We start from the raw sequence: 22,543 nt of genomic DNA, 5'->3' as shown, positions 1-22,543 counted from the left end.
TCCCGTTCGTCCCGGAACCCTTCTTCCCGTCCTCGGACACAGCACCGTCTTCGGACGCCGAGGTGCCCTCGGAAGCCGAAACGCATTCGGACTCCGCGACGCCCTCGGGTGCCGCGATGCCCTCAGACACCGATATGTCCTCTAGCGCCGACGTGTCCTCGGGAACCGGCGCGTCTTCGGACTCCGACGGTCCCTTGGGACCGGACGCGTCAGAGGCTCCGGATGTGACGGTGACGGGGGAGTACGCAGCGGACGGACGAGAGTGTCGCGCGGACGACCTGGGCGCGATCGCCCCGGCGGACGGCGGGCGGCTTCCCGGCGGTGCTCCGTCTGATGATGGCGCGCCTTCTGATGGCGCGCTGTTGGAGGGCGGGCGGCTTCCTGGTGGTGCGCCGTTCGACGGCGGCTTGCCCGACGGCGGGAGGTTCGCCGGTGGTGCTCCGTCCGACGGTGGCGTGCCTTCCTATGGCGGGCGGCTTTCGGATGGTGGCACGTCCCACAGCGGCGCGCCTTCGGACGGCCGCACCTCCGATGGTGGCGTCTCCGGTACGGATCCGGGCGAATCGCCGGGCGTCGGTGGCATCGCACCTGGTGTGGCCCGGGTCGGTGGCGGTGGCGTGTCCGAGGCCGGAACCGGGACCGAGACCGGGACCGGGACCGGAGGCGGAGCTGGAGCCGGTACCGAAGCCATGGGCGGAGCTGGAACCGGAACCGGAACCGGAGCCGGAACCGGAGCCGGGGGCGGAACCCAGCGCAGAGCTGGAGCCGGCGGCGGGGACGTTCGTGGGGTTCGGCGGCGGGAGAAGCGGTCGGCCGTGCGTACGGTGGCGCTGCTGGGCGTGGTGGTGTCCGCGTCGATCGCCGCGCTCGGCGTAGGCGTGTACGTGGCGCTCGAGCCGTACGTGACCCCCGACGACTTCGAGGGCACCGGCGGCGGGCCCGTGACCGTGCGGATCCCGCCCGGCGCCAACGCGGGTGACGTCGGCGCGGTGCTGGCCGAGGCGGGGGTGGTGGCCAGCGCGCGGTCGTTCGTGAACGCGGCCGAGGACCGCGCCGTGGCGGGACGCCTGCGGCCGGGGCACTATCGGCTGCGCAAGGGCATGGCCGCGGGCGCCGCGCTCGACCTGCTGCTCGCGCCCGCCTCCAGGATGGTCAGGCGGGTCACGGTGCCCGAGGGCATGCGGGCGTCCGAGACGCTCGTCCGGCTGGCCGCTCAGTCCGGGCTGGCTCTTAAGGAGTTGCAGGCGGTCGACGCGGCTCTGGTCGGGCTGCCCAAATACGCCAAGGGCCTCGAAGGGTTCCTGTTTCCGGCCACGTACGAGGTCGAGCCCGGGGACAAGGCCGTCGACCTGCTGACCGCGATGGTGGAGCGGTTCGGCGCGGCGGCGAAGCAGGTGGAGCTGGTGAAGAAGGCCCCGCACGTGCATCTGAGCCCGCTGGAGGCCGTCACGGTGGCCAGCATGATCCAGGCCGAGGGCGGCAGGGACGAGGACTATCCCAAGATCGCCAGAGTGATCTACAACAGGCTCAAGCGCGACATGCGGCTCCAGATCGACAGCACCGTCCTGTACGCCCTGGGCAAGCGGACCCTGAAGGTCACCGAGAGCGACACCAAGGTCCAATCGCCGTACAACACCTACCGGCACACCGGACTGCCGCCGGGGCCCATCGCCAATCCCGGAGAGAAGGCGCTGATCGCGGCTTTGCATCCAGCGAGCGGTGATTGGCGCTGGTTTGTGACGACGGATCCGGCGCATAGAATCACCAAATTCACCGACAAAGAGAGCGAGTTCGTGAGATACCGGGAAGAGTTGCACCGAAACCTCGGGACGAAATGATGCTTGCCGGGACCCCCCTCTTCCCGCGAGGGATCTTCGAAATCCCCGAGCGGAGCCCCCGAGAGGGGGCCCGCGCGCTCTTCTTGTCCTCTAGCATGGCTACCCAGAGTGATATTCGCCGGTCGTGGGTGCACGGTCGGCGAGCCCCCCGCTCGGTGACCCCCAGCGGTTCGGCAGTGCCACTTGACGCCGGGCCGTACATACCGGGAGATTGGCCTGCGCACCTATGAACGATCTCGACATGGATTTCCTGCTCGGCGCCGAGGACGACGAAGGCTCCTCCCGGCGCCGCGGCCGAGCCAACGGTAGAGGCGGCAACCGCAGGCGTCGCAGGCGCCGTAACCGGGGCGGCTTCATCGCACCGCTGCTGGCCTTCATCGTCCTGGCGGGCATTCTCGGCGGCGGCGGCTACTTCGGCTACCAGTGGATCAGCGGAGCGCTGGTGCCCGACGACTTCACCGGTCCAGGCAAGGGTGAAGTGACCATCGAAATCAAGGACGGCCAGATCGCCTCCGACGTGGCGCAGGAGCTGGAGCGGCAGGGGGTCGTCGCCAGCGCCAGAGCGTTCACCAACGCGATCGCCAACGCCAACAAGAGCGGCGCGCTCCAGCCGGGCCAGTACACCCTGCGCAAGGGCATGTCGGCCGCCTACGCGGTGACGATGCTCGACTCGGCCAACAAGCTGATCGTCAAGGTCACGTTGGAGGAGGGGCTGCGTCTGTCCGCCGTCCTCACCAAGCTCGCCCAGCAGACCCGCAAGCCGCAGAAGGACTTCGTCGCCGCCGCCAAGGACACCGGTGACATGGACCTGCCGCCATACGCGAAGGGCAAGCTGGAGGGGTATGCCTTCCCCGCCACGTACGAGTTCCAGCCGAAGACCACGCCGGCCGAGATGCTGTCGCAGATGGTCGACCGGTTCAATCAGGCGGCAGAGAAGGCCGACATCGAAGGCGGCGCCAAAGCCCTTGGGCGCACACCCGGCGAGATCGTCACGATCGCCAGCATCATCCAGGCCGAGGCCGGCAGACATGAGGACATGCCGAAGATCGCCCGCGTCATCTACAACCGGCTCAACAGCAACCCGCAGATGAAGCTGGCGATGGACAGCACGACGATGTACGGCCTGAACAAATACCGGACCTTCGCCACGCATGCCGAGGTGCAGAGCAAGTCGAAGTACAACACTTACATGTACCTCGGCCTGCCGCCCGGCCCGATCTCGAACCCGGGCGACGCCGCGATCGAGGCGGCGCTCAACCCGGCCAAGGGTCCCTGGCTCTACTTCGTCGCCACCGACCCGAAGAGTAATATCACCAAGTTCGCCTCGACCGAGGCCGGGCGACAGGAACTCCTGGCCGAGTACAAGAGGAACGGCGGCTGACGCCTTGGGCTGAGGGGCAGAAGCCGGCCACGGCTCCGGTCTCACCGTCTCGTAACGGTGCCCGGCCCTGTGCGGGCTCAGCGGTCGTTTCCCTGGAAGCCCTGAGCCCCGTACGGCGACTGGGGTCGGCCGAGCATGCCGTACAGACAGGCGTGCCGTAAAAAGACGGGTGTACGGCCGGGAGTGCTGTACGGCCGGGCATGCCAACAAGAGCGCCGGGCGGGCCGTACGGCCGGGCATGCCGTACAAAAGCGGCTGTACAGAAGACATGCCGGGCGAAAACAGCAGGCAGTAAGGCATGGAGAGGAGAACCGCGTGCGGGCAGGGGTGCTGGGGTCGCCGATCGCGCATTCGCTGTCGCCCTACCTGCATCGGGCGGCCTATCAGGCGATGGGGCTCGACGGGTGGAGCTACGAGGTCCGCGAGTGTGACGAGGCCCGGCTGCCCGGGCTGCTGCGGGAGCTCAGGCCGCGCCGCGGTGAGGTGCCGGGGGACGAGGGGGCCTGGGCGGGGCTGTCGCTGACCATGCCGCTCAAGCGGGCCGTGCTGCCGCTGCTCGACAGCGTCTCAGACCTGGCCGTCGAGGTGGGCGGGGCCAATACCGTGGTGTTCCGCGACGGCGCGAGCCATGGGGACAACACCGACGTCTACGGCATCGAGCGGGCGCTGGCCGAGGCGGGGGTGCCGGCTCCGAGGTCGGCGACCGTGCTGGGCGGGGGCGCCACGGCCGCTTCGACACTGGCGGCGCTGCGCAACCTGGGGCTGCACTCCGCGACCCTGCTGGTACGCGACCCCGCCAGGGCGGGGGACACGGCCGGGGTGGCCGAGCGGCTCGGGATGGCGCTGGCGATCGAGACGTTCGACAAGCTCGATGTCTCGACGCGGGTGGATCTGGTGGTGTCCACGCTGCCGAGCGGGGCGGCCGACGCCTTCGCGGCCCGCCTGGCACGGGTTCCGGCGCTCTTCGACGTGGTCTACTCGCCCTGGCCGACCAGCGCGGCGGCGGTGGTCCAGGCTGGGGGCGGCACCGTGGTCGGCGGGTTCGGGATGCTGCTGCACCAGGCGGTGCGGCAGGTGGAGCTGATGACGGGCCGGACGGATGTGCCGGTGGAGGCCATGCGCGCGGCCGGCGAAGCGGAGATCCTCAGACGGTCGGCCAGTCGAACGGGTTGATCAACCGAGCGGCCAGGATCGACCAGGTGGTGTCGAGAACGTAGGTCGCTCGATGCCCTCAAGGTCGACATCCCGCGTCATGCTGCTCTTGTCGCGGGTGAGGTCGAGCGCGCTCAGGTCGGGCCCCGAGAGCGGGAACTCCTTGAAGCCCGGCTGTTCGCCCTTGAGCCGGCGGTATTCCTCCACATCCACGTCCTGCCCGCGCCTGGTGACGATCCGCGGTCCCTCGTCATGGGCCCTGCGGACGGCCTCGCTGAAGCGCTGTTCAGCCTTCTGCGGCTGCCTTTTGCTCTCTTCGAGATCGGTCACATGCCCTCCTTCTGGCTAATTTTCTGCACAGAATTTACCGCTCAGATCTCTGGCCAGCGGGGATGATTCGAAGAAGTCTCGTGGTTGTGGTAACGTAGCTCACTGATCGGTCCGGCATGCCTTGCTGGACGCGCAAGCGGAGGTCTCCCTCCCACCTGAGTCACCGAGAGGCGGCCGGGTCCAGGATCACGCCGGACTTACTCCGGGGAGCTTACGGCCACGATGCCAAAGAGCTCAGTGGCCCCGCATGCGCGACGTGCGGGGCTTTTCGCGTTTGCGCGGAGTTCCTCGGCACCGAGCACGTACGGGAACGCAAACCTAGGAGGCCCCATCAGCACTGAGCCCCGCATCAACGAGCGTATCCGAGTTCCCGAGGTTCGCCTCGTGGGCCCGAACGGCGAGCAGGTAGGCATCGTCTCCATTCACGATGCCCTCAAGCTCGCTCAGGAGGCCGACCTAGACCTCGTCGAGGTCGCGGCCACGGCTCGACCGCCCGTGTGCAAGCTCATGGACTACGGCAAATTCAAGTACGAGTCCGCGATGAAGGCGCGCGAGGCGCGCAAGAATCAGGCGCACACGATCATCAAGGAGATCAAGCTCCGGCCGAAGATCGACCCGCACGACTACGAGACCAAGAAGGGTCACGTGGTGCGGTTCCTCAAGGCGGGGGACAAGGTCAAAGTCACGATCATGTTCCGTGGTCGCGAGCAGTCCCGGCCGGAGCTCGGCTTCCGGCTGCTGCAGCGGCTCGCGGACGACGTCCAGGAGCTGGGATTCGTCGAGTCCCACGCGAAGCAGGACGGTCGTAACATGATCATGGTGATCGGTCCGCACAAGAAGAAGGCCGAGGCGAAGGCCGAAAAGGCCGCAGCCAAGGCACAGCGTGGCGGCGAGGAGCCTTCCGAGCTGGAGACTTCCGAGCAGGAAGCTCCCATACAGGAAGCGTGACCCGCGGTTGGGGTTAGCCTTAACAGCACACCCCGACAGCCACCCCGCCAGACGAAGACGCCGCGACCGGGTCGGCCAGCACCGGCCCGGCCACCGGCACGGACGAATTGAGGAGAGACGGCGAATGCCGAAGATGAAGACGCACAGCGGTGCGAAGAAGCGGTTCCGGCTCACCGGCACCGGCAAGGTCGTGCGCCGCCGGGCCAATCGCGCGCACTACAACGAGTGGAAGTCGTCCACGCTGACGCGCCGTCTCAAGAACGAAGTCGTCCTGTCCGACGCTGACTCCAAGAAAATCAAGAAGCTGCTCGCCAAGTAGCGCGACCCCCGGGGAGATAGAACATGGCACGCGTGAAGCGGGCGCTCAACGCCAAGAAGAAGCGCAAGGTCGTCCTCGAGCGGGCTTCCGGTTACCGTGGCCAGCGGTCACGTCTGTACCGCAAGGCCAAGGAGCAGATGCTCCACTCGATGACGTACGCCTATCGGGACCGTAAGGACCGTAAGGGTGCGTTCCGTCGTCTGTGGATCCAGCGGATCAACGCCGCTGCCCGCCAGAACGGCATGACGTACAACCGCCTGATCCAGGGTCTGCGGCTGGCCAACATCGAGGTCGACCGTAAGATCCTCGCCGATCTCGCGGTGAACGACAGCCAGACCTTCGCCACGCTCGTCGAGGCCGCCAAGAAGGCGCTGCCGGCGAACGTGAACGCCCCAGCCGCGAGCTGAGGCGCTTGACAGAGGAGCCCGGCGAGGCTCTAGCCGAGGGCCCACCTGATGGTGGGCCCTTTGCTGTGTGCGCGGACGCCACGACCGCTGTGCGCGCAGGCACGACTGCTGTGTGTACGGGCACGACTTCCGTGTACGCAGGCGCCACGACCGGGCACGCGGCCGGTGCGACCGGCCGTACAGATCATCAGGGGAGAGCATGGCCGGATCCGAGCTGACCAATGTGAAGTCGCCGCGCGTGAAGGCCGCCAGACGGCTCGCCAAGCGCGCCTTCAGGGAGCAGGACCGCAAGTTCCTGGCCGAGGGGCCCCAGGCCGTACGCGAGGCGCTCAAGCTCGAAGGGGTGACGCTGGAGCTGTTCGCCACCGCCGAAGCCGAGCTCCGCCACCCAGAGCTGATCACCGACGCGACGCTCAAGGGCATCCCGATCCACCGGGCCAGCGGCGAGGTCATGGCCGAGCTCTCCCAGACCGTCACCCCGCAGGGGCTGCTGGCCATCTGCCGGCTGGTGCACGTGCCGCTCGACAACGCCCTGTCCGGCGACCCGCGCCTGGTCGCGGTCCTGGCGCACGTGCGCGACCCCGGCAACGCGGGCACCGTCATGCGCGCCGCCGACGCCGCGGGCGCCGACTCCGTGATCTTCACCGACGCCTCCGTCGACCCCTACAACGGCAAGTGTGTACGCGCCAGCGCGGGCAGCCTGTTCCACCTGCCCGTCACCATCGGTACACCGGTGGCCGCCGCCGTGCGTCAACTCAGAGAGCGCGGACTTCGCGTGCTGGCGGCCGACGGCGCGGGCAAGCACACGCTCGACGACGTCGACCTGTCGGGCCCCACCGCGTGGATCTTCGGAAACGAGGCATGGGGTCTGCCCGAGGAGGTTCTCGCCGAAGCCGACGATGTGGTCAGAGTGCCCATCTACGGACAGGCCGAAAGCCTCAACCTGGCCACCGCGGCCGCGGTATGCCTTTACTCCTCCGCCAGGGCTCAGCGAGTGCCCTAGGCGGCTGGAAACCCGCTATTGTCGGCCTTGTAGGCGGAGGAGGCGAGTTCGTGCACGGCGCAGACACCGATGGTCGAGTGGTCGCCTCCGCGTGCACGATAGCCATCGATGATCTTCCAGACGGCCTCATCGTGACCGACAGATTCGGTTGCGTGCTGGCCGTCAACCGGGCCGCCGCGCGGCTCACCGGCGTCACCGTCGAGCGGGCGGTCGGCAGGGACATGAACGAGGTCTTCCCCTTCCGCGACCACGACGGCCGCGAGTGGTGGAAGGCCCTCGACCCCGAGGGCGGCCTGCGCACCCGCAGCCGGGTGCCCGAGCGCCCCATCCACCTGCCCGGCGGGCAGGAGCTCTACGTCGCGGCCAGGCTGTCGCGCGAGCCCGAGCGGTGCGGCGACGTCGACCGGGTGACGATCACCCTGCGTGACGGCGGCGCCCGCGCCCGGCTGGAGCGCAGCCGCGCCGACCTGGTCTCCACGGTCGCCCACGAGCTGCGCTCGCCGCTGACCAGCGTCAAGGGCTTCACCGCGACCCTGCTGGCCAAGTGGACCCGCTTCACCGACGAGCAGAAGCGCGTCATGCTCGAGACCGTCAACAACGACGCCGACCGCGTGACCAGGCTGATCACGGAGCTGCTCGACGTCTCCCGCATCGAGTCGGGCCGGCTGGAGCTGCACCGCCAGGTCGTCGACGTGCCCGCCAGAGCGCGGCGCATCATCGCGGGCCGCGTCGCGGCGGGGGAGGCCGAGGACCGCTTCCGCCTCGTCGTCGGCGACCACCTCCCCGAAATGTGGCTGGACCAGGACAAGGTCGACCAGATCCTCGGTAACCTGATGGAAAACGCGGTGCGCCACGGACGCGGCACCGTCACCATAGACATCGAGTCCGTCGGATGGGGAGTTGCCGTGTCGGTGCGCGACGAGGGCGAGGGCATCGCGCCCGAGCTGGCTCCGCGCGTCTTCCGGCAGTTCTGGCGCGGCAACAGCCGTCGGCGAGGCGGCACCGGGCTCGGCCTGTTCATCGTGAAGGGCCTGGTCGAGGCGCACGGCGGCACGATCACCGTGCAGCGCGCGCCCGAGGGTGGGGCGGAGTTCCGATTTACCGTGCCCACCGGCACACCCGACTTCGCCACGGTGTAGTTAGCCAGGTGCGGTCCGCGCGACCCGATTGCGGGAAGCGGCGGGAGTCGGGCCCGGTGGGCGGATCCCACTAGACTCTGTCACGCTCAAGCCCTGGATACGGAGCTCACTCTTGTCTGACTACGACCCCGTCGAGGTGACACCGTTGCATGCCGACGAGGTGTCCCGCATGGAGGCCGACGCCCTGGCGGCGATCAAGACGGCCGGCGACCTCGACGCACTCAAGCAGGCGCGGCTGGCCCACGCGGGCGACCGTTCGCCCATCGCGCTGGCCAACCGCGAGATCGGCGCCCTGCCGCCCGCGGCCCGCGCCGAGGCCGGCAAGCGCGTCGGCGGCGCCCGCAAGGCGATCAACGAGGCGCTCGCCGCCCGGCAGGCCGAGCTGGAGGCCGAGCGCGACGCCCGGGTGCTCGTCGAGGAGGCCGTCGACGTCACTCTGCCGTGGGACCGGCGGCCGCGCGGCGCCCGCCACCCGCTGACCACCATGCAGGAGCGCATCGCCGACACCTTCGTCGCGATGGGCTACGAGGTGGCCGAGGGCCCCGAGCTCGAAGGTGAGTGGTTCAACTTCGACGCCCTCAACATCGCCAAGGACCACCCGGCCCGCTCCGACCACGACACGTTCTTCGTGGAGTCCACCGAGTCGGGCATGGTGTTGCGCACTCAGACCTCGCCGGTGCAGATCCGCGCGCTGCTGCAGCGGGGCGCGCCGTGCTACGTCATCTCGCCGGGCAAGGTGTTCCGCACCGACGAGCTCGACGCCACCCACACCCCCGTCTTCCACCAGGTCGAAGGCCTGGCGATCGACGAGGGGCTGACGATGGCCCACCTCAAGGGCACGCTCGACCGGTTCGCCGAGGTCATGTTCGGCGAGGGCATCACCACCAGGTTCCGGCCCAACTACTTCCCGTTCACCGAGCCGTCGGCCGAGATGGACCTCAAGTGCTTCGTCTGCCGCGGCGCCTCGGCGATCCCCGGCAACCCGCCGTGCCGCACCTGCAAGTCCGAGGGCTGGATCGAGTGGGGCGGCTGCGGCATGGTCAACCCGCGCGTGCTGATCGCCTGCGGCGTCGACCCGTCGACATACTCGGGCTTCGCGTTCGGCATGGGCATCGAACGTACGCTGATGTTCCGTCACAACGCTGAGGACATGCGCGACATGGTCGAGGGAGACGTGCGCTTCACGCTTCCGTTCGGATTGGAGATCTGATGAAGGTCCCGCTCTCCTGGCTGCGGGAGCACGCCGATCTCCCGGCGGTCACCGCACAAGAGGTGGCCGACAAGCTCACCGCGGCCGGGCTCAAGCTCGAGTCGATCACCTCCCACGGTCATGACGTGAAGAACGTCGTGGTCGGCGAGGTGCTCGAGATCGAGGAGCTGACCGGTTTCAAGAAGCCGATCAGGCACTGCAAGGTCGAGGTCGGGGAGGCGATGCCGCGCGAGATCGTCTGCGGTGCCACCAACTTCGCCGTCGGTGACCGCGTGCCGGTCGTGCTGCCGGGCGGCGTGCTGCCCGGCGGTTTCGAGGTCGGCTCGCGCAAGACCTATGGGCGGCTGTCCGAGGGCATGATCTGCTCCGAGCGCGAGCTCGGGCTCGGCGAGGACCACGGCGGCATCATGGTCCTGCCCGCCGGCACGCCGATCGGCGCCGACGTGGTCGAGCTGCTCGGGCTCCGCGACGACGTGATCGAGCTGGAGATCACCCCCGACATCGGCTACGCGCTGTCGGTCAGGGGCGTGGCGCGCGAGGCCGCGACCGCCTTCGAGGTGCCCTTCCACGACCCCGCCGACGTCGAGCTGCCCACCGCCGACGAGCAGGCGTGGCCCGCCTCGATCGGCGACCCGACCGCCTGCGACAGGTTCGTGCTGCGCGAGGTCACCGGCTTCGACCCGGCCGCCCAGAGCCCGCTCTGGATGCGCGTACGCCTGACGCGGGCCGGCATGCGGCCGGTGTCGCTGGCCGTCGACATCACCAACTACCTGATGCTGGAGCTCGGCCAGCCGCTGCACGCCTTCGACCGGGCCAAGCTCACCGGCGAGATCGTCGTACGCCGGGCCGGGCAGGGCGAGCGGCTCGAAACGCTCGACCACGTCACCCGCGAGCTCGACCCCGACGACATCCTGATCACCGACCAGTCGGGCCCGATCTCGATGGCGGGCACGATGGGCGGACTGGAGACCGAGATCTCCGGCGAGTCGACCGACATCGTCATCGAGGCCGCGCACTTCTCGGCGACCGGCATCTCCCGGGAGTCGCGCAGGCACAACCTCGTGTCCGAGGCGTCCAAGCGGTTCGAGCGCGGCGTCGACCGCGAGCTGCCGCTGGTCGCCTCGTGGCGGGCGGTGAGCCTGCTGGCCGAGCTGGGCGGCGCCACCGTGCGGCCGGGCCTGACGCACGCCGAGGTCGACGTCGAGCCGGCGCGCATCGCCATTCCGGCGAGCCACCCGGGCGACGTGGCCGGCGTGCCCTACCCCAAGGAGACCGTCGTACGCCGCCTGGAGCAGGTCGGCTGCGTCGTGACCGACGGCGACGACCCGGCCGTGCGCAGGGGCGGCGTCGACCCGACCGGGGTCGTGACCGGCGGCGAGCTGGCGGCCAAGCTGGCCGTCACCGGCGACGACATGCTCACGGTCACCCCGCCGTCCTGGCGGCCGGACCTCACCGACCCCAACGACCTGGCCGAAGAGGTCATCCGCCTCGAAGGCTACGAGCGCCTGCCCTCCGTGCTGCCCAAGGCTCCGGCCGGAGCCGGGCTGACCGAGGGGCAGCGGCTGCGCAGGCGGGTCGGCCGGACACTGGCCGCCGCCGGTTACGTCGAGGTGCTCGCCTACCCGTTCATCAGCGAGGGCGACTTCGACGCGCTGCAGCTGACCGCCGACGACGCGCGCCGCCGCGCCCTGCGGCTGGCCAACCCGCTGGCCGAGGACGAGCCGCTGCTGCGCACGACGCTGCTGCCCGGGCTGCTCAAGACCCTGGTACGCAACGCCGGGCGGGGCTTCTCCGACGTGGCGCTGTTCGAGTCGGGGCTGGTCTACCGGCCGCGCGAGGGAGCGCCGGACACCGCGCCGGTGCTGGGTGTCGAGCGCAGGCCCAGCGACGACGAGCTGGCCTCGATCGCCAACGCTCTGCCCGACCAGCCGCACCGGGTCGCGGTCGTGCTGGCCGGCGAGTTCGAGCGGTCCGGCTGGTGGGGCCAGGGCCGCCAGGAGTGCTGGGCCGATGCCGTACAGGCGGCCCGGCTGGTGGCGGCCGAGGCGGGAGTCGAGCTGTCGGTCATCGCCGACCAGCACGAACCGTGGCACCCCGGCAGGTGCGCCGCCCTCTACGTCGGCGACACGCTCGTCGGCCACGCCGGCGAGCTGCACCCGCGCGTCGCCGAGGCCTACGGACTGCCGCCGCGCACCTCGGCGATGGAGCTTGAGCTGTCCAAACTGGAGTCGGCCATGCCGGGTCCGGTCGACGCGCCGGCTGTCTCGTCCTACCCGGTCGCGACCCAGGACGTGGCGCTGATCGTGCCCGACTTCACGCCGGTCGCCGACGTGGAGGTGGCGCTGCTTGACGGGGCGGGCGAGCTGCTGGAGTCGATCCGGCTGTTCGACGTCTACGCGGGGGAGCAGGTGGGGGAGGGCAACAAGTCGCTCGCCTACACCCTGCGCTTCCGCGCGGCCGACCGCACGCTGACGGTGGAGGAGACGACGGCGGCTCGTGACGCCGCTGTGGCCATGGCCGCCGACCGCGTCGGCGCCCAGCTCCGCAGCGCCTGACCGTCCAGTCGCCACGAGGTCCGGTACGGTCCGCCGTACCGGACCTCGCGCATGAGTCCGGCGTACCGGACCTCATGCACGAGCGTGCCGGGCCTCACGCATGAGTCCGGCGTACCGGACCTTACACACGAGCGTGCCGGGCCTCACGCATGGGTCCGGTGTACGCGACCTCGCGCAGGAGCCCGGCGTATCGGGCCGCACGCATGAAAGGCCGGAGATGAGGCATCTGCTGGTGTTCGCCGAGCGCGACGACGCCGAGGAGGTGGCGGAGGCGCTGGGCGAGCGGTTCCCCGCGCTGGGGACACCCCAGGTGGTGCGGGAGACGCTCGCCGGAGAGGACGACGCCGAGGACGCGCAGTGGCTGGTCGTCCTGGAAGGGCTCGACGAGGGCGGCCTGCCGGAGGTCGACGCCCTCGTGGAAGACTACGACGGCTGGCGCGAGCCGGGCTGACCACAGCGTGCCTCAAGGCGATGAGACGGGCCGGCCACAACCGCGGCTCAAGGCGGTGAGGCGGGGCGGGCACAGCCGGGCCTCCAGGGGGTGAGGCGGGCGGGCACAGCCGTGCCTCCAGGGGGTGAGGCGGGCGGGCCACAGCCTGGCTCTGGGCCGTCAGCCGCGCCTATGCGGTGAGGCGGCTCTCTCGGCGAGCCTTCTCGGTCAGCGCGTGCACGTCGGTGCGTGAGTCGTACCCGCGGAACTTCGGCAGCACCGCCGCCAGCCCGGCCACCGCCGCGACGCACAGCACGCCGCCCGCGCCCAGGGAGAACCGGGCGCCGCCCCACTGCGCCATCAGCCCGGCGCGGGCGTTGCCGAGCATCGGGCCACTGGCGTAGGACAGCAGCTCGATGCCGGCCAGTCGGCCCCGCAGCTCGTTGGGGATCGTCTGATTCCACATCGTCATGCGGAAGATGCCGCTGATCATGTCGGCCGCCCCGGCCAGCGCGAGGCAGAGGAAGATCGCCCAGACGTTCGGGATCACCGCCGCCAGTGCCATCGCGGCGCCCCAGAGCGTCGCGGCGATGATCACGCCCATGCCCTGGCGGTGGACGCGCGCAGTCCAGCCGCCGGTGAGCGAGGCCACGAGAGAGCCCACCGCACCCGCCGAATAGAGCAGCCCGAGCGCCTGAGGCGCGCCGAGCTGGTCGGCCAGGAACGGGAACAGCGCCGTCGACATCGCGAACAGCATGGCGGCGATGTCGACCAGGTAGGTGCCGACCAGGTCGCTCCGGCCGGCCGCGTAGCGCACGCCCTCGACCAGTGAGCTCAGCGACGCCGGCGCGGCGTCCTCGGCGGGCGGCACGGCCTTGATCCGCCACAGCAGTATCAGGGACAGGACGAAGCTCACCGTGTCGAGGCCGTAGGCGACGGCCGTGCCGAACGCCGACACCAGCAGCCCACCGAGCGCCGGGGCGACGATCGCGCCGAGGTTCCAGCGCAGGTTGGCCAGCACCGCGGCCGCGGCGAGCTGGTCGTGCCTGACCACCTGCGGGATCAGCGCCTCCAGGCTGGGCCGCTGCAGGCAGCCCACGCCCATCGCCACGGCGCCGATCACGTAGAGCACCCAGACCTGCGGGTGGGGGAGCAGCGAGTTGACCATGAGCAGCCCCGAGGTCACCATCAGCCCCAGCTCGCTGAGCAGGATGACCGTGCGCCGGTCGAGCGCGTCGGCGATGGCGCCGCCCCACAGCCCGCACACCACCATCGGCACGAACTCGGCCAGGCTCACCAGACCGACCGCCACGTAGGAGCCGGTGAGCTCCTTCATCTGGAACGGCACCGCGACCATGGTGATGAACGTGCCGAACATCGTGATGACACCGGATGCCATGAGCAGCCGATAGTCACGCGAGTCCCGCAGCGGGCCCAGGTCGGGTGCCAGCCCGCGGAGCAGGCGTTTCAGTTGATCGGCCACGAGGTCTGATTCTGCGGCGCGGCCCGTGGTACGGGCAAACGGTTTATCGCGCGGTCCTCGGCACGGGCAAACGGCTTATGTTGCGACCCATTGCCGGGCAAGCGGTTTACCCGGCACAAGGCTGGGCCCCCGGAGTGTGGTGTCTCCGGGGGCCCAGTGAAGCAGAGTTACCCTGTGAAGCGGTGTTCAGGCGGCGGGCATCTTGTCCAGGAAGCCCAGGACCCTGGCGATCCGCCCGTCCGCGGCCAGCTGCACCACGTCGAACCCGACCACCACCGGCTCCTCACCCGCCGGACCCAGGTGCCAGGTGAACCGGGCGATGTCGTGGTGGGCGTCGTACACCTCACCGGGGCTGAACACGAAGCCCGGGAACATGCCCTGCGCGCCCTCGATCAGCGCGGCGAGCCCGGCGTGCCCGGAGACCTCGGCCAGCGGGTCGGTGTAGGTCGCGTCCTCGGTCCAGACCTCGGCCACGGCCTTGGCGCGGGCGTCCGCGTCGGTCTCGTTCCAGGCGGCGATGTAGCGGTCGACCAGTTCGTTGCTCATGGTTGTTTACCTTTCAGGTGATAGTGAGAGTGGGTCAGCGGAGCCTGCGGAGGCTCCGGTGATAGTGAGAGTGGGTCAGCGGAGGCGGCGGAGGCCCATGATCTGCAGCTCGGCGAAGACGCCGACCACGAGAGCCTGGCCGATCGCCCACACCGCGCCGGGCATGGTGAACCCCGTCATCCCGGTGACCACGGCGGCCACGCTGGCCAGGGTCCAGGCGGCGTTGAGCGCGATCACGGCCTTGGTCGCCGCCGGGCTGATCGTCTGGCGGCCGGCCAGCAGGCCGACCGCCGCGCCGTACGCGAGAAGGAAGACGCCGATCGCCCTGAGCAGGCCCGCGTCCGGGCCGAGCAGGTCGCTGGCGGGACCGGCGGCGGCGAGGTAGACGAGCCCGTTGACACCGGTGACGACGGCGTCGGAGGCCAGCGCCAGGCGCAGGAACCTGGCCCGGTCGGTCACAGTGAGGGCGGTCATTTCGGCGCTCCCTTCGAGCGGTTCGTTCGGACATGAGAACCATGTCAGCGGGGGTGCGGGCGCCGCGATTACGCCAGAGGTAATGCGCGCGCTTATCTCCGGCTCCACCTGGGACGCGGCTCCCAAAAGACCGTCCCGAGGGAGATCTTTAGCGGTTGCGCACTCAGAGCCGCCTGCGGGCCCGGCATAGTGGTCAGCCCGGCGCGGGACGGTGTTCTCGCAGGTCGGGGGCGATGGGGGGGTCGCAGTGGGTCTGTGGGGAAAAATCCGGAAGACGGGGCGGATGGCCGAGCCGCCGCTGGAACGCGGGAAAGATTGCGAAACGTCCGAGCTGTCGGGCTCGGTGCAGATCCGCCACGTGGACGCGGGCTCGTGCAACGGCTGCGAGGTGGAGATCGCCTCGGTGTTCGGGCCGGTCTACGACGCGGAGCGCTATGGCGCCCGGCTGGTCGCCTCGCCGCGGCACGCCGACGCGTTGCTGGTCACCGGGCCGGTCACGCGCAACATGGAGATGGCGCTGCGCCGCACCTACGAGGCCGTGCCGGAGCCGCGCGTGGTGATCGCGCTGGGCGACTGCGCGCGTGACTGCGGGGTGTTCGCGGGCGCGTACGGCGTCGTGGGCGCGGTGGGCGACGTGGTGCCGGTCGACGTCGAGGTGACCGGGTGCCCGCCGCCGCCCGAGGCGATCATCGAGGCGCTTCGCGGGATGACCGGGCGATGATCCTCTACGCGTGCGCCCTGGGCCTCTGCCTGGCCGCCGCCCTCCTCGCCCTGCCGCGCCCACGCGCGATCACCGTCACGGCGGAAGTGATCACCGCGCTGGCCGGCGTGGTGGCGGCCGTGGCGGGGGTGCGGGCGACGCTCGGCCACGGCTGGTCGGCCTGGCTGCCCGACCTGCTGCCCCTGGGCGGCCTGCGCCTGACGCTCGACCCGCTCGGCGGCCTGTTCACCGCCATCACGGGCGCGGTGACGGTGTGCGCGGCGATCCACGGCATCGGCTCCGGCGCGGCCAGGGCGACACGGGTGGTCATGCCGCTGTTCGTGGCCGCGCTGCTGCTGGTGCCGGCGGCCGGCGGCGTGAGCACGTTCCTGTTCGGCTGGGAGCTGATGGCGATGACCTCGCTCCTGCTCGTGGCGGCCGAGCACCGCGACCGGCCGTCGGTCAGGAAGGCCGCGCTCTGGTACGCCGTCATGACCCATCTCGGCCTGGTGACGATCATGTGCGGACTCTGCTACCTGGCGGCCGGAGCCACGGGCGACGGCTTCGACCAGCTGCGCGTGGCCGAGCTGTCGCCCGTCGCCAAGGACGTGATCTTCCTGGCCACTCTGGCTGGGTTCGCGGCCAAGGCCGGGATCGTGCCGCTGCACGTGTGGCTGCCCAGGGCCTACCCGGCCGCGCCCGGTCACGTGTCGCCGCTGATGAGCGGCGCCATGGTCAACATGGGCGTCTACGGCGTGGTCAGGGTCGGCCTCGACCTGCTGCGTGGTGGTCCCGTCTGGTGGTGGTGGATCGTCCTGGCGCTCGGCGCCCTGTCCGCGCTGTACGGAGTGCTCCACGCGGCCATGGCCACCGACCTGAAGCGGCTGCTCGGCTACTCCTCGACCGAGAACATGGGCCTGGTGCTCATCGGCGTCGGCGCGGCCGGCTTCTTCGCGGCCGACGGCGCCGGCCCGCTGGCCGCCCTCGCCCTCACCGCGGCCCTGCTGCACGTCGTCAACCATGCCGCGTTCAAGACGCTGCTGTTCCAGGCGGCCGGCTCGGTCCATCGGGCGACGGGGACCAGGGATCTCGACGCGCTCGGCGGCCTGCGCACCCGAATGCCGTACACCACGGCCCTGTTCGCCGTCGGCGCCCTGTGCGCGTCGGCGCTGCCGCCCGGCAACGGCTTCGTCAGCGAATGGCTGCTGCTGCAGAGCCTCATCCACGCGCTGCCCGCCTCGGGGGTGGCGGGCGCGGTCACGATGCCGCTGGCCGTGGGCGCCATCGCGCTGACGGCGGGACTGGCCGTGGCCACGTTCGTGAAGGCGTTCGGCGTCGGGTTCCTGGCCCGGCCGCGCACTCCGGCCGCCGAACGAGCGGTGGAGAGCCCTCGTACGGCGATCTGCGGGACGGCGCTGGCGGCGGCGGCCTGCCTGCTGCTCGCCCTCGACCCCGCGCTGGTCCTGCCCGCGCTCACCGAGGCCGTCGCGCGGGTGATCCCGGCGGGCCGGCCGGTCACCGGGGAGGTGACGCTCCGGCTGAGCGCGATCACCGGCTCGATCTCGCCGGTCCTCATCGCGCTGGCGCTGGCCGGGGCCGTGACGGCGGTGCTGTCGCTGGTCCGCGCGGTGGCCGCCCGGCGCCCACGACGGACGGCCCGCCTGTGGGACTGCGGCGCGGGACCGGTCTCGGCCCGCATGGAGTACACCGCCACCTCCTTCGCCGAGCCATTGCAACGGGTCTTCGTCGACGCCCTGCAACCGGAGAGCGCCATCGACGTGACGGCCGTCAAGGAGTCGGCCTACCTGGTCCAGCGGGTACGGTTCCGGGCCAGGGTGCCCGACCGGGTCGAACGGCGCCTGTACGAGCCGGTGCTGGCCGCCGCAGTCAGGCTCGGCGCGCGGGCGCGGCGGCTGGCCGACGGCAGCGTCCACCGCTACCTGTCCTACGGCTTCTACGCGCTGACCGGCGTGCTGATCGTCCTGGCGGTGATCTCGTGATCGCCATGGTGCTGCAGGTGCTCGTGGTGGCCGCCGGAGCGCCGCTGCTGGCCGGACTGATGCGCCAGGTCAGGGCCCGCCTGGAGGGGCGCGCGGGCGCCGGGGTGCGCCAGCCGTGGCGCGACCTGCGCAAGCTGGCCCGCAAGGAACCCATCGCCCCGCACGGCACCGGCTACCTGTTCAGGGCGGCGCCGCCGCTGCTGGCCGGGACCACGCTGGTGGTCGCGGCGGCGGTGCCGCTGGTCACCGCCGCCTCGCCGCTCGACGGCGTCGCCGACCTGTTCGCGGTCGCCGCGCTGCTCGCGCTCGGCTCGGTGGCGCTGGCGCTGGGCGGGCTCGACACGGGCACCGCGTTCGGCGGGATGGGCGCCAGCCGGGAGATGACCGTGCTCGCCCTGGTCGAGCCGACGATCCTGCTGGCCGTCTTCGCCCTGTCGATCCGCGTGGGCACCACCGACCTCGGCGCGATCGTCACCGAGACCGCCAGCAGCCCGCTGTCGGTCATCTCCCCGGTGAGCCTGCTGGCCGCCGTCGCGCTCGCGGTGGTCACGATCGCCGAGTCGGGCCGGATCCCGGTGGACAACCCGTCGACCCACCTGGAGCTGACGATGATCCACGAGGCGATGATCCTGGAGTACGCCGGTCCCGACCTGGCGCTCATCGAGTGGGCCTCGGCGATGCGGCTCACGGTCATGCTCGGGCTGTTCGCCGCGCTGTTCGCGCCGGTCGGCATCGCCACCGCGGGCGCCGGGCCGATCATGCTGCTGGTCGCCGTGATGGCGTTCGCCCTGAAGGTGTCGCTACTGGGCGGCCTGCTGGCGGCCGGTGAGGTGTTCATGGCCAAGCTGCGCCTGTTCCGCATCCCCGAGCTGCTGGCCGGCTCGTTCCTGATGGCCCTGCTGGCGGTCGCCGCCTCCTTCTTCCTGGCGTGAGTGAGATGACTGATCCCGTGTACGTGCAGGCGCTCGACCTGGCCTGCGGCGCCTTCCTGCTGACGGGGGTGCTGGTCCTGTGGCGGCGCGACCTGGCCGCGATCATCTGGCTGTTCGGGCTGCAGGGGGTGGCGCTGGGCGCCCTGATCGCGGTCAGGGGGCTGCACGAGGCCGACATCGAGCTGACCGTGCTCGGGCTCGGGGTGGGGCTGCTGCGCGCGGTGCTCCTGCCCTACCTCATGCGGCGCGCGCTGGCGGCCGGCGAGGAGGGGCGCGAGGCCCGGCCGCACGTCAGCGTCGCCGCGTCCCTGCTGGTCACGGCCGTCCTGACGATGCTCGCGTACGCGGTCTCCCAGCCCCTCGTACGCCTGGCGCCCACGCCCGCCACCCAAGCCGTGCCGATCGCGCTGACCGTGCTGCTGGTGGGCTTCTTCGTCCTGGTCACCAGGAGGCGGGCGCTGTCGCAGGTGGTCGGGTTCCTGCTGATGGACAACGCCATCACCGCCGCCGCCTTCCTCACCACCACCGGGGTACCGCTGGTGGTGGAGCTGGGCGTCTCCCTCGACGTGCTGCTGGCCGTACTGGCGCTGCAGGTTCTGACCACCCGGATGCGGGCCGCGTTCGGCGGCACCGACCTCGACGAGCTACGGGAGCTGCACGACTGATGGTGATCGTCCCGGTGGCGCTGCCGCTCGCGGCCGCGTGCCTGTATGCCCTTTTCGGCTGGAATCGTGTGACGGAGTGGCTCGGCGCCCTGTCCGCGGGCGGGCTGCTCGCCGCCGCCGTCCTGCTCGCGCGGGCCGGGGAGGGAAGCGGGCTGTGGGGGCTGCTGCGGGTGGACGCGCTCAGCGCGTACATGCTGATCGTGATCGGCGTCGTGGCGCTGCTGGCGATGCTGGCCAGCCCCGGCTACCTGCGGGCCGAGGCGGCCGCCGGCCGTACGGGGCCGCGGGCCGCCCGTAGCTACGGGATCTTCACCCAGTGCTTCGTCGCGGCGATGGCGACGGCCGTGCTGGCCGCGAGCCTCGGGGTGCTCTGGGTGGCGGTCGAGGCGACCACGATCCTGACCGCGTTCCTTGTCGGGCAGCGCCGCACCAGGAAGGCCACCGAGGCGGCCTGGAAGTACGTGGTGATCTGCTCGGTCGGCATCGCGCTCGCGCTGCTCGGCCTGGTGATGGTGCACTACGCCGCCGTACACGCCGGGCTGTCCTCGCGCGAAGGGCTCGACTGGGTCTCGCTCGCCGAGCACGCCAGGCGGCTGGACCCGGGGGTGACGCGGATCGCGGTGGTGCTGCTCGTGCTCGGCTTCGGCGCCAAGGCCGGGCTCGCGCCGCTGCACGCCTGGCTGCCCGACGCCCACAGCCAGGCGCCCGCGCCGGTCTCGGCGCTGATGTCCGGGGTGCTGCTGTCGGTGGCGTTCTACGCGATCCTGCGGGTCAAGGTGGTCTCCGACGTGGCGCTCGGGGCGGGCTTCTGCCGGATGCTGCTGATCGTGGTGGCACTGGCGTCGCTGGCCGTGGCGGCGGTGCTGCTGATCGGGCAGCGCGACTTCAAGCGGATGCTGGCCTACTCGAGCATCGAGCACATGGGGCTGATCGCGCTCGGCGCGGCCATCGGCAACGGTCTGGCGCTGGGCGCGGTGTTGCTGCACATTCTCGGGCACGGGCTGGGCAAGTCGGTGCTGTTCATCGGCTCGGGACGGATCCAGCAGGCGGCCGGGAGCAGCAGCGTCGACGCGGTGCGCGGGCTCGGCGGGCGGGCGCCAGGGCTGGCCGCGGCCTTCGGGCTCGGGCTGCTGGCGCTGCTGGGGTTGCCGCCGTTCAGCCTGTTCGCCAGTGAGCTGGGGATCGTGCGGGCGGGGTTCGCGGCCGGGCTCGGGTGGGCGGTGGCGCCCGCGCTGGTGCTCATGCTGGTGATCGTCGCCGGGGTGGGCAGAGCGGCGGGCCGCATGCTGCTCGGCACCGCGCCGCCGGACGGCTCCAGCGCCGCGCCGCCGGATGGCTCCGGCGAGCGGTCGCGCGGGGCGGGGGACGGGTTCGGCGGGCGGTCGCGTGGCGCGGGCGTGCCGCTGGTCGTCGGGCTGGTGGCGTGCGCGGTGCTCGGTGTGACGCTGGGGCCGCTCCGGCCGCTCCTGGAGTCCGCCGTCACCATCGCGACCGCCGGACCGCCGCTGAGCGCCATGGGAGGTGCGCGATGACGGCCACGCTCCCGCTGGTCGCCGAGATCAGCCCCGGCGAGCTCGCGGGGTGCGCCGCCGAGCTGCTGGCTCTGGGACACCGCGTCGCGCTCGTGGCCGCGCACGCCGAGGACGACGGCTTCCGGCTGGTCTACCTGTTCACCGCCGCCCGTCCGGCGCGGCGGGCCGAGCTCCACGTACGCCTGACCGAACCCGCCGTACCCAGCCTGGCCACCCTCTCCTTCCCGGCGGGGCGCTTCGAGCGGGAGATCCGCGACCTGTACGGCATCACCCCCGAAGACCACCCGCTGCCCAGCCGCCTGGTCCGGCACCACCACTGGCCCAGAGGCTGGTACCCGATGCTCCCCGACGCGGGCCCGCCCCCGTCGTTCGGCGACCCCGAGGGCCCGTACCCGTTCGGCGACGTGGAGGGCGACGGCGTCTACGAGATCCCGGTCGGCCCCGTGCACGCGGGCTGCATCGAACCGGGCCACTTCCGCTTCTCGGTGGTCGGCGAGACGATACTCAAGCTCAAGGCCCGCCTGTGGTTCGTGCACAAGGGCCTTGAGCAGCTCTTCGAGGGCCGCCGGCCGGAAGACGGCCTGGCCCTGGCCGAGCGGGTCAGCGGCGACACCTCGGTCGGCCACGCCCTGGCCTACTGCCTGGCCGTCGAGGAGGCCACCGGCACGGCCGTCGACCCCGACTCGCAGCGCGCCCGAGCCGTGCTGCTGGAGCTCGAACGCCTCTACAACCACGTCACCGACCTGGGCGCGCTCTGCAACGACGTCGCCCACAGCGTGCTGCAGGCCCACTGCGGCACCGTCCGCGAGCAGCTGCTGCGCGTGAACGCGGAGGTCACCGGCCACCGCCTGCTACGCGGCGCGATCCGGCTCGGCGGCGCCGAGCCGCTGGCCCTGCCCGACACCGCCAGGCTCGCGGCGCTCGGCGCCGAGGTGGCCGAGATCGTCGGGCTCGCGCTCGGCCACGGCGTGGTGTCGGACCGCTTCACCGGCACCGCCGTGCTCACCGAGCGGGCCGCCGCGGACCTGGGCACGCTCGGCTACGTGGCCAGAGCCAGCGGGCTCGACGTCGACGCCCGTCGCGACCATCCGTTCATCGATCTGGGGCCATTCCCGGTGGCGGTCCGGGCCGGGGGAGACGTGCTGGCCCGCTTCCAGGTCAGGGCCGACGAGATCGCCGCCTCGATCGGGCTGATCGACCGGCTGGCGCACACCTCGGGTGACTGGAGCCTGCCGGACGGGCGGCGCGGCTCGGGCGTGGGCATCGTGGAGGGCTGGCGGGGCACGATCGTCCATCGCGTCGAGCTGGGCGCGGACGGCAGGCTGGCCAGAGTGAAGATCGCCGATCCGTCGTTCTTCAACTGGCCCGCCCTGCCGGTCGCACTGGGCGGGGCGATCGTGCCCGACTTCCCGCTGGTCAACAAGAGCTTCAACCTGTCCTACGCGGGAAACGACCTCTAGCCGCCCAGCACCTCACGGTCTCCAGCCGTCCGGCACCTC

At 71.2% G+C, this 22,543-nt stretch carries 21 protein-coding genes; 17 read left to right on the top strand and 4 right to left on the bottom strand.

Annotated features, from left to right (window positions below):
- The first annotated feature begins 815 nt into the window (after nucleotides 1-815).
- From mltG (ACIBO2_RS40780) to ACIBO2_RS40770, 3 genes are all read left to right on the top strand, one after another.
- Nucleotides 816-1,838 carry an endolytic transglycosylase MltG gene (mltG, locus tag ACIBO2_RS40780; protein WP_358545869.1) on the top strand — a complete coding sequence of 341 codons (1,023 nt, stop codon included), beginning with the start codon at nucleotides 816-818 and terminating at the stop codon, nucleotides 1,836-1,838.
- Between the two features lie 226 nt (nucleotides 1,839-2,064).
- Entirely contained in the window at nucleotides 2,065-3,219 is a 1,155-nt protein-coding gene (gene mltG / locus ACIBO2_RS40775; RefSeq protein ID WP_358545866.1) for an endolytic transglycosylase MltG, read from the top strand.
- A 315-nt stretch (nucleotides 3,220-3,534) separates the two neighbouring features.
- A complete protein-coding gene (locus ACIBO2_RS40770; RefSeq protein ID WP_358545864.1) occupies nucleotides 3,535-4,392 on the top strand; it encodes a shikimate dehydrogenase in 858 nt (285 codons plus the stop codon).
- Here the strand turns inward: ACIBO2_RS40770 and ACIBO2_RS40765 are convergent, their stop codons facing one another.
- The gene (locus ACIBO2_RS40765; RefSeq protein ID WP_358545861.1) at nucleotides 4,393-4,701 is read right to left on the bottom strand and encodes a prevent-host-death protein; all 309 of its coding nucleotides are present in this window, start codon (nucleotides 4,699-4,701) and stop codon (nucleotides 4,393-4,395) included.
- A 330-nt stretch (nucleotides 4,702-5,031) separates the two neighbouring features.
- Between ACIBO2_RS40765 and infC the strand changes: the two genes are divergently transcribed.
- From infC to ACIBO2_RS40725, 8 genes are all read left to right on the top strand, one after another.
- Nucleotides 5,032-5,649 (top strand): translation initiation factor IF-3, encoded by a 618-nt coding sequence (gene infC, locus ACIBO2_RS40760; RefSeq protein WP_357955860.1) that lies wholly within the window; start codon nucleotides 5,032-5,034, stop codon nucleotides 5,647-5,649.
- A 124-nt stretch (nucleotides 5,650-5,773) separates the two neighbouring features.
- Nucleotides 5,774-5,968, top strand: a complete 195-nt coding sequence (rpmI, locus tag ACIBO2_RS40755) for a 50S ribosomal protein L35 (RefSeq protein ID WP_225298242.1) — start codon at nucleotides 5,774-5,776, stop codon at nucleotides 5,966-5,968.
- A 23-nt stretch (nucleotides 5,969-5,991) separates the two neighbouring features.
- Nucleotides 5,992-6,375, top strand: coding sequence for a 50S ribosomal protein L20 (rplT, locus tag ACIBO2_RS40750; protein WP_219538506.1), 384 nt, complete (start codon nucleotides 5,992-5,994; stop codon nucleotides 6,373-6,375).
- 199 nt (nucleotides 6,376-6,574) lie between these two features.
- Nucleotides 6,575-7,378 carry a TrmH family RNA methyltransferase gene (locus tag ACIBO2_RS40745; RefSeq protein ID WP_397303840.1) on the top strand — a complete coding sequence of 268 codons (804 nt, stop codon included), beginning with the start codon at nucleotides 6,575-6,577 and terminating at the stop codon, nucleotides 7,376-7,378.
- A 50-nt stretch (nucleotides 7,379-7,428) separates the two neighbouring features.
- Nucleotides 7,429-8,517: a PAS domain-containing sensor histidine kinase gene (locus tag ACIBO2_RS40740; protein ID WP_357955524.1), complete on the top strand. Its 1,089-nt coding sequence runs from the start codon at nucleotides 7,429-7,431 to the stop codon at nucleotides 8,515-8,517.
- 169 nt (nucleotides 8,518-8,686) lie between these two features.
- Nucleotides 8,687-9,727, top strand: coding sequence for a phenylalanine--tRNA ligase subunit alpha (gene pheS / locus ACIBO2_RS40735; protein WP_358546395.1), 1,041 nt, complete (start codon nucleotides 8,687-8,689; stop codon nucleotides 9,725-9,727).
- The gene (locus ACIBO2_RS40730) at nucleotides 9,727-12,282 is read left to right on the top strand and encodes a phenylalanine--tRNA ligase subunit beta (RefSeq protein WP_397303838.1); all 2,556 of its coding nucleotides are present in this window, start codon (nucleotides 9,727-9,729) and stop codon (nucleotides 12,280-12,282) included. The genes pheS and ACIBO2_RS40730 overlap by 1 nt, the downstream gene beginning before the upstream one ends.
- A gap of 217 nt (nucleotides 12,283-12,499) precedes the next feature.
- Entirely contained in the window at nucleotides 12,500-12,733 is a 234-nt protein-coding gene (locus ACIBO2_RS40725; RefSeq protein WP_358545854.1) for a hypothetical protein, read from the top strand.
- 169 nt (nucleotides 12,734-12,902) lie between these two features.
- Here ACIBO2_RS40725 and ACIBO2_RS40720 read toward each other — a convergent pair whose 3' ends face one another.
- From ACIBO2_RS40720 to ACIBO2_RS40710, 3 genes are all read right to left on the bottom strand, one after another.
- Nucleotides 12,903-14,195 carry an MFS transporter gene (locus ACIBO2_RS40720; RefSeq protein WP_358545851.1) on the bottom strand — a complete coding sequence of 431 codons (1,293 nt, stop codon included), beginning with the start codon at nucleotides 14,193-14,195 and terminating at the stop codon, nucleotides 12,903-12,905.
- A 186-nt stretch (nucleotides 14,196-14,381) separates the two neighbouring features.
- Complete coding sequence (locus tag ACIBO2_RS40715) at nucleotides 14,382-14,741, bottom strand: nuclear transport factor 2 family protein (RefSeq protein WP_358545849.1); 360 nt, start codon at nucleotides 14,739-14,741, stop codon at nucleotides 14,382-14,384.
- A gap of 75 nt (nucleotides 14,742-14,816) precedes the next feature.
- Nucleotides 14,817-15,215 carry a hypothetical protein gene (locus ACIBO2_RS40710; protein WP_358545846.1) on the bottom strand — a complete coding sequence of 133 codons (399 nt, stop codon included), beginning with the start codon at nucleotides 15,213-15,215 and terminating at the stop codon, nucleotides 14,817-14,819.
- Nucleotides 15,216-15,498: 283 nt separating this feature from the next.
- On the opposite strand from ACIBO2_RS40710, the gene ACIBO2_RS40705 reads away from it, so the two are divergent.
- The 6 genes from ACIBO2_RS40705 to ACIBO2_RS40680 are packed head-to-tail and all read left to right on the top strand — an operon-like array spanning nucleotide 15,499 to nucleotide 22,504.
- Nucleotides 15,499-15,936: an NADH-quinone oxidoreductase subunit NuoB gene (locus tag ACIBO2_RS40705; RefSeq protein ID WP_358545844.1), complete on the top strand. Its 438-nt coding sequence runs from the start codon at nucleotides 15,499-15,501 to the stop codon at nucleotides 15,934-15,936.
- Entirely contained in the window at nucleotides 15,933-17,915 is a 1,983-nt protein-coding gene (locus ACIBO2_RS40700; RefSeq protein WP_358545841.1) for a proton-conducting transporter membrane subunit, read from the top strand. The genes ACIBO2_RS40705 and ACIBO2_RS40700 overlap by 4 nt, the downstream gene beginning before the upstream one ends.
- 5 nt (nucleotides 17,916-17,920) lie before the next feature.
- Nucleotides 17,921-18,847 carry an NADH-quinone oxidoreductase subunit H gene (locus ACIBO2_RS40695; protein WP_358546392.1) on the top strand — a complete coding sequence of 309 codons (927 nt, stop codon included), beginning with the start codon at nucleotides 17,921-17,923 and terminating at the stop codon, nucleotides 18,845-18,847.
- Between the two features lie 5 nt (nucleotides 18,848-18,852).
- Nucleotides 18,853-19,512 carry a hypothetical protein gene (locus ACIBO2_RS40690; protein ID WP_358545838.1) on the top strand — a complete coding sequence of 220 codons (660 nt, stop codon included), beginning with the start codon at nucleotides 18,853-18,855 and terminating at the stop codon, nucleotides 19,510-19,512.
- Nucleotides 19,512-21,044, top strand: a complete 1,533-nt coding sequence (locus ACIBO2_RS40685) for a proton-conducting transporter membrane subunit (RefSeq protein WP_397303834.1) — start codon at nucleotides 19,512-19,514, stop codon at nucleotides 21,042-21,044. Before ACIBO2_RS40690 ends, ACIBO2_RS40685 begins: the two co-directional genes overlap by 1 nt.
- On the top strand, nucleotides 21,041-22,504 hold the full coding sequence (locus tag ACIBO2_RS40680) for an NADH-quinone oxidoreductase subunit C (protein ID WP_358545831.1): 1,464 nt from the start codon (nucleotides 21,041-21,043) through the stop codon (nucleotides 22,502-22,504). The genes ACIBO2_RS40685 and ACIBO2_RS40680 overlap by 4 nt, the downstream gene beginning before the upstream one ends.
- The last annotated feature ends 39 nt before the right edge of the window (nucleotides 22,505-22,543 follow it).

The organism is Nonomuraea sp. NPDC050022, from assembly GCF_044460705.1.
Taxonomy (GTDB): Bacteria; Actinomycetota; Actinomycetes; order Streptosporangiales; family Streptosporangiaceae; genus Nonomuraea.
This window is presented reverse-complemented; position numbering and strand designations above follow the sequence as displayed.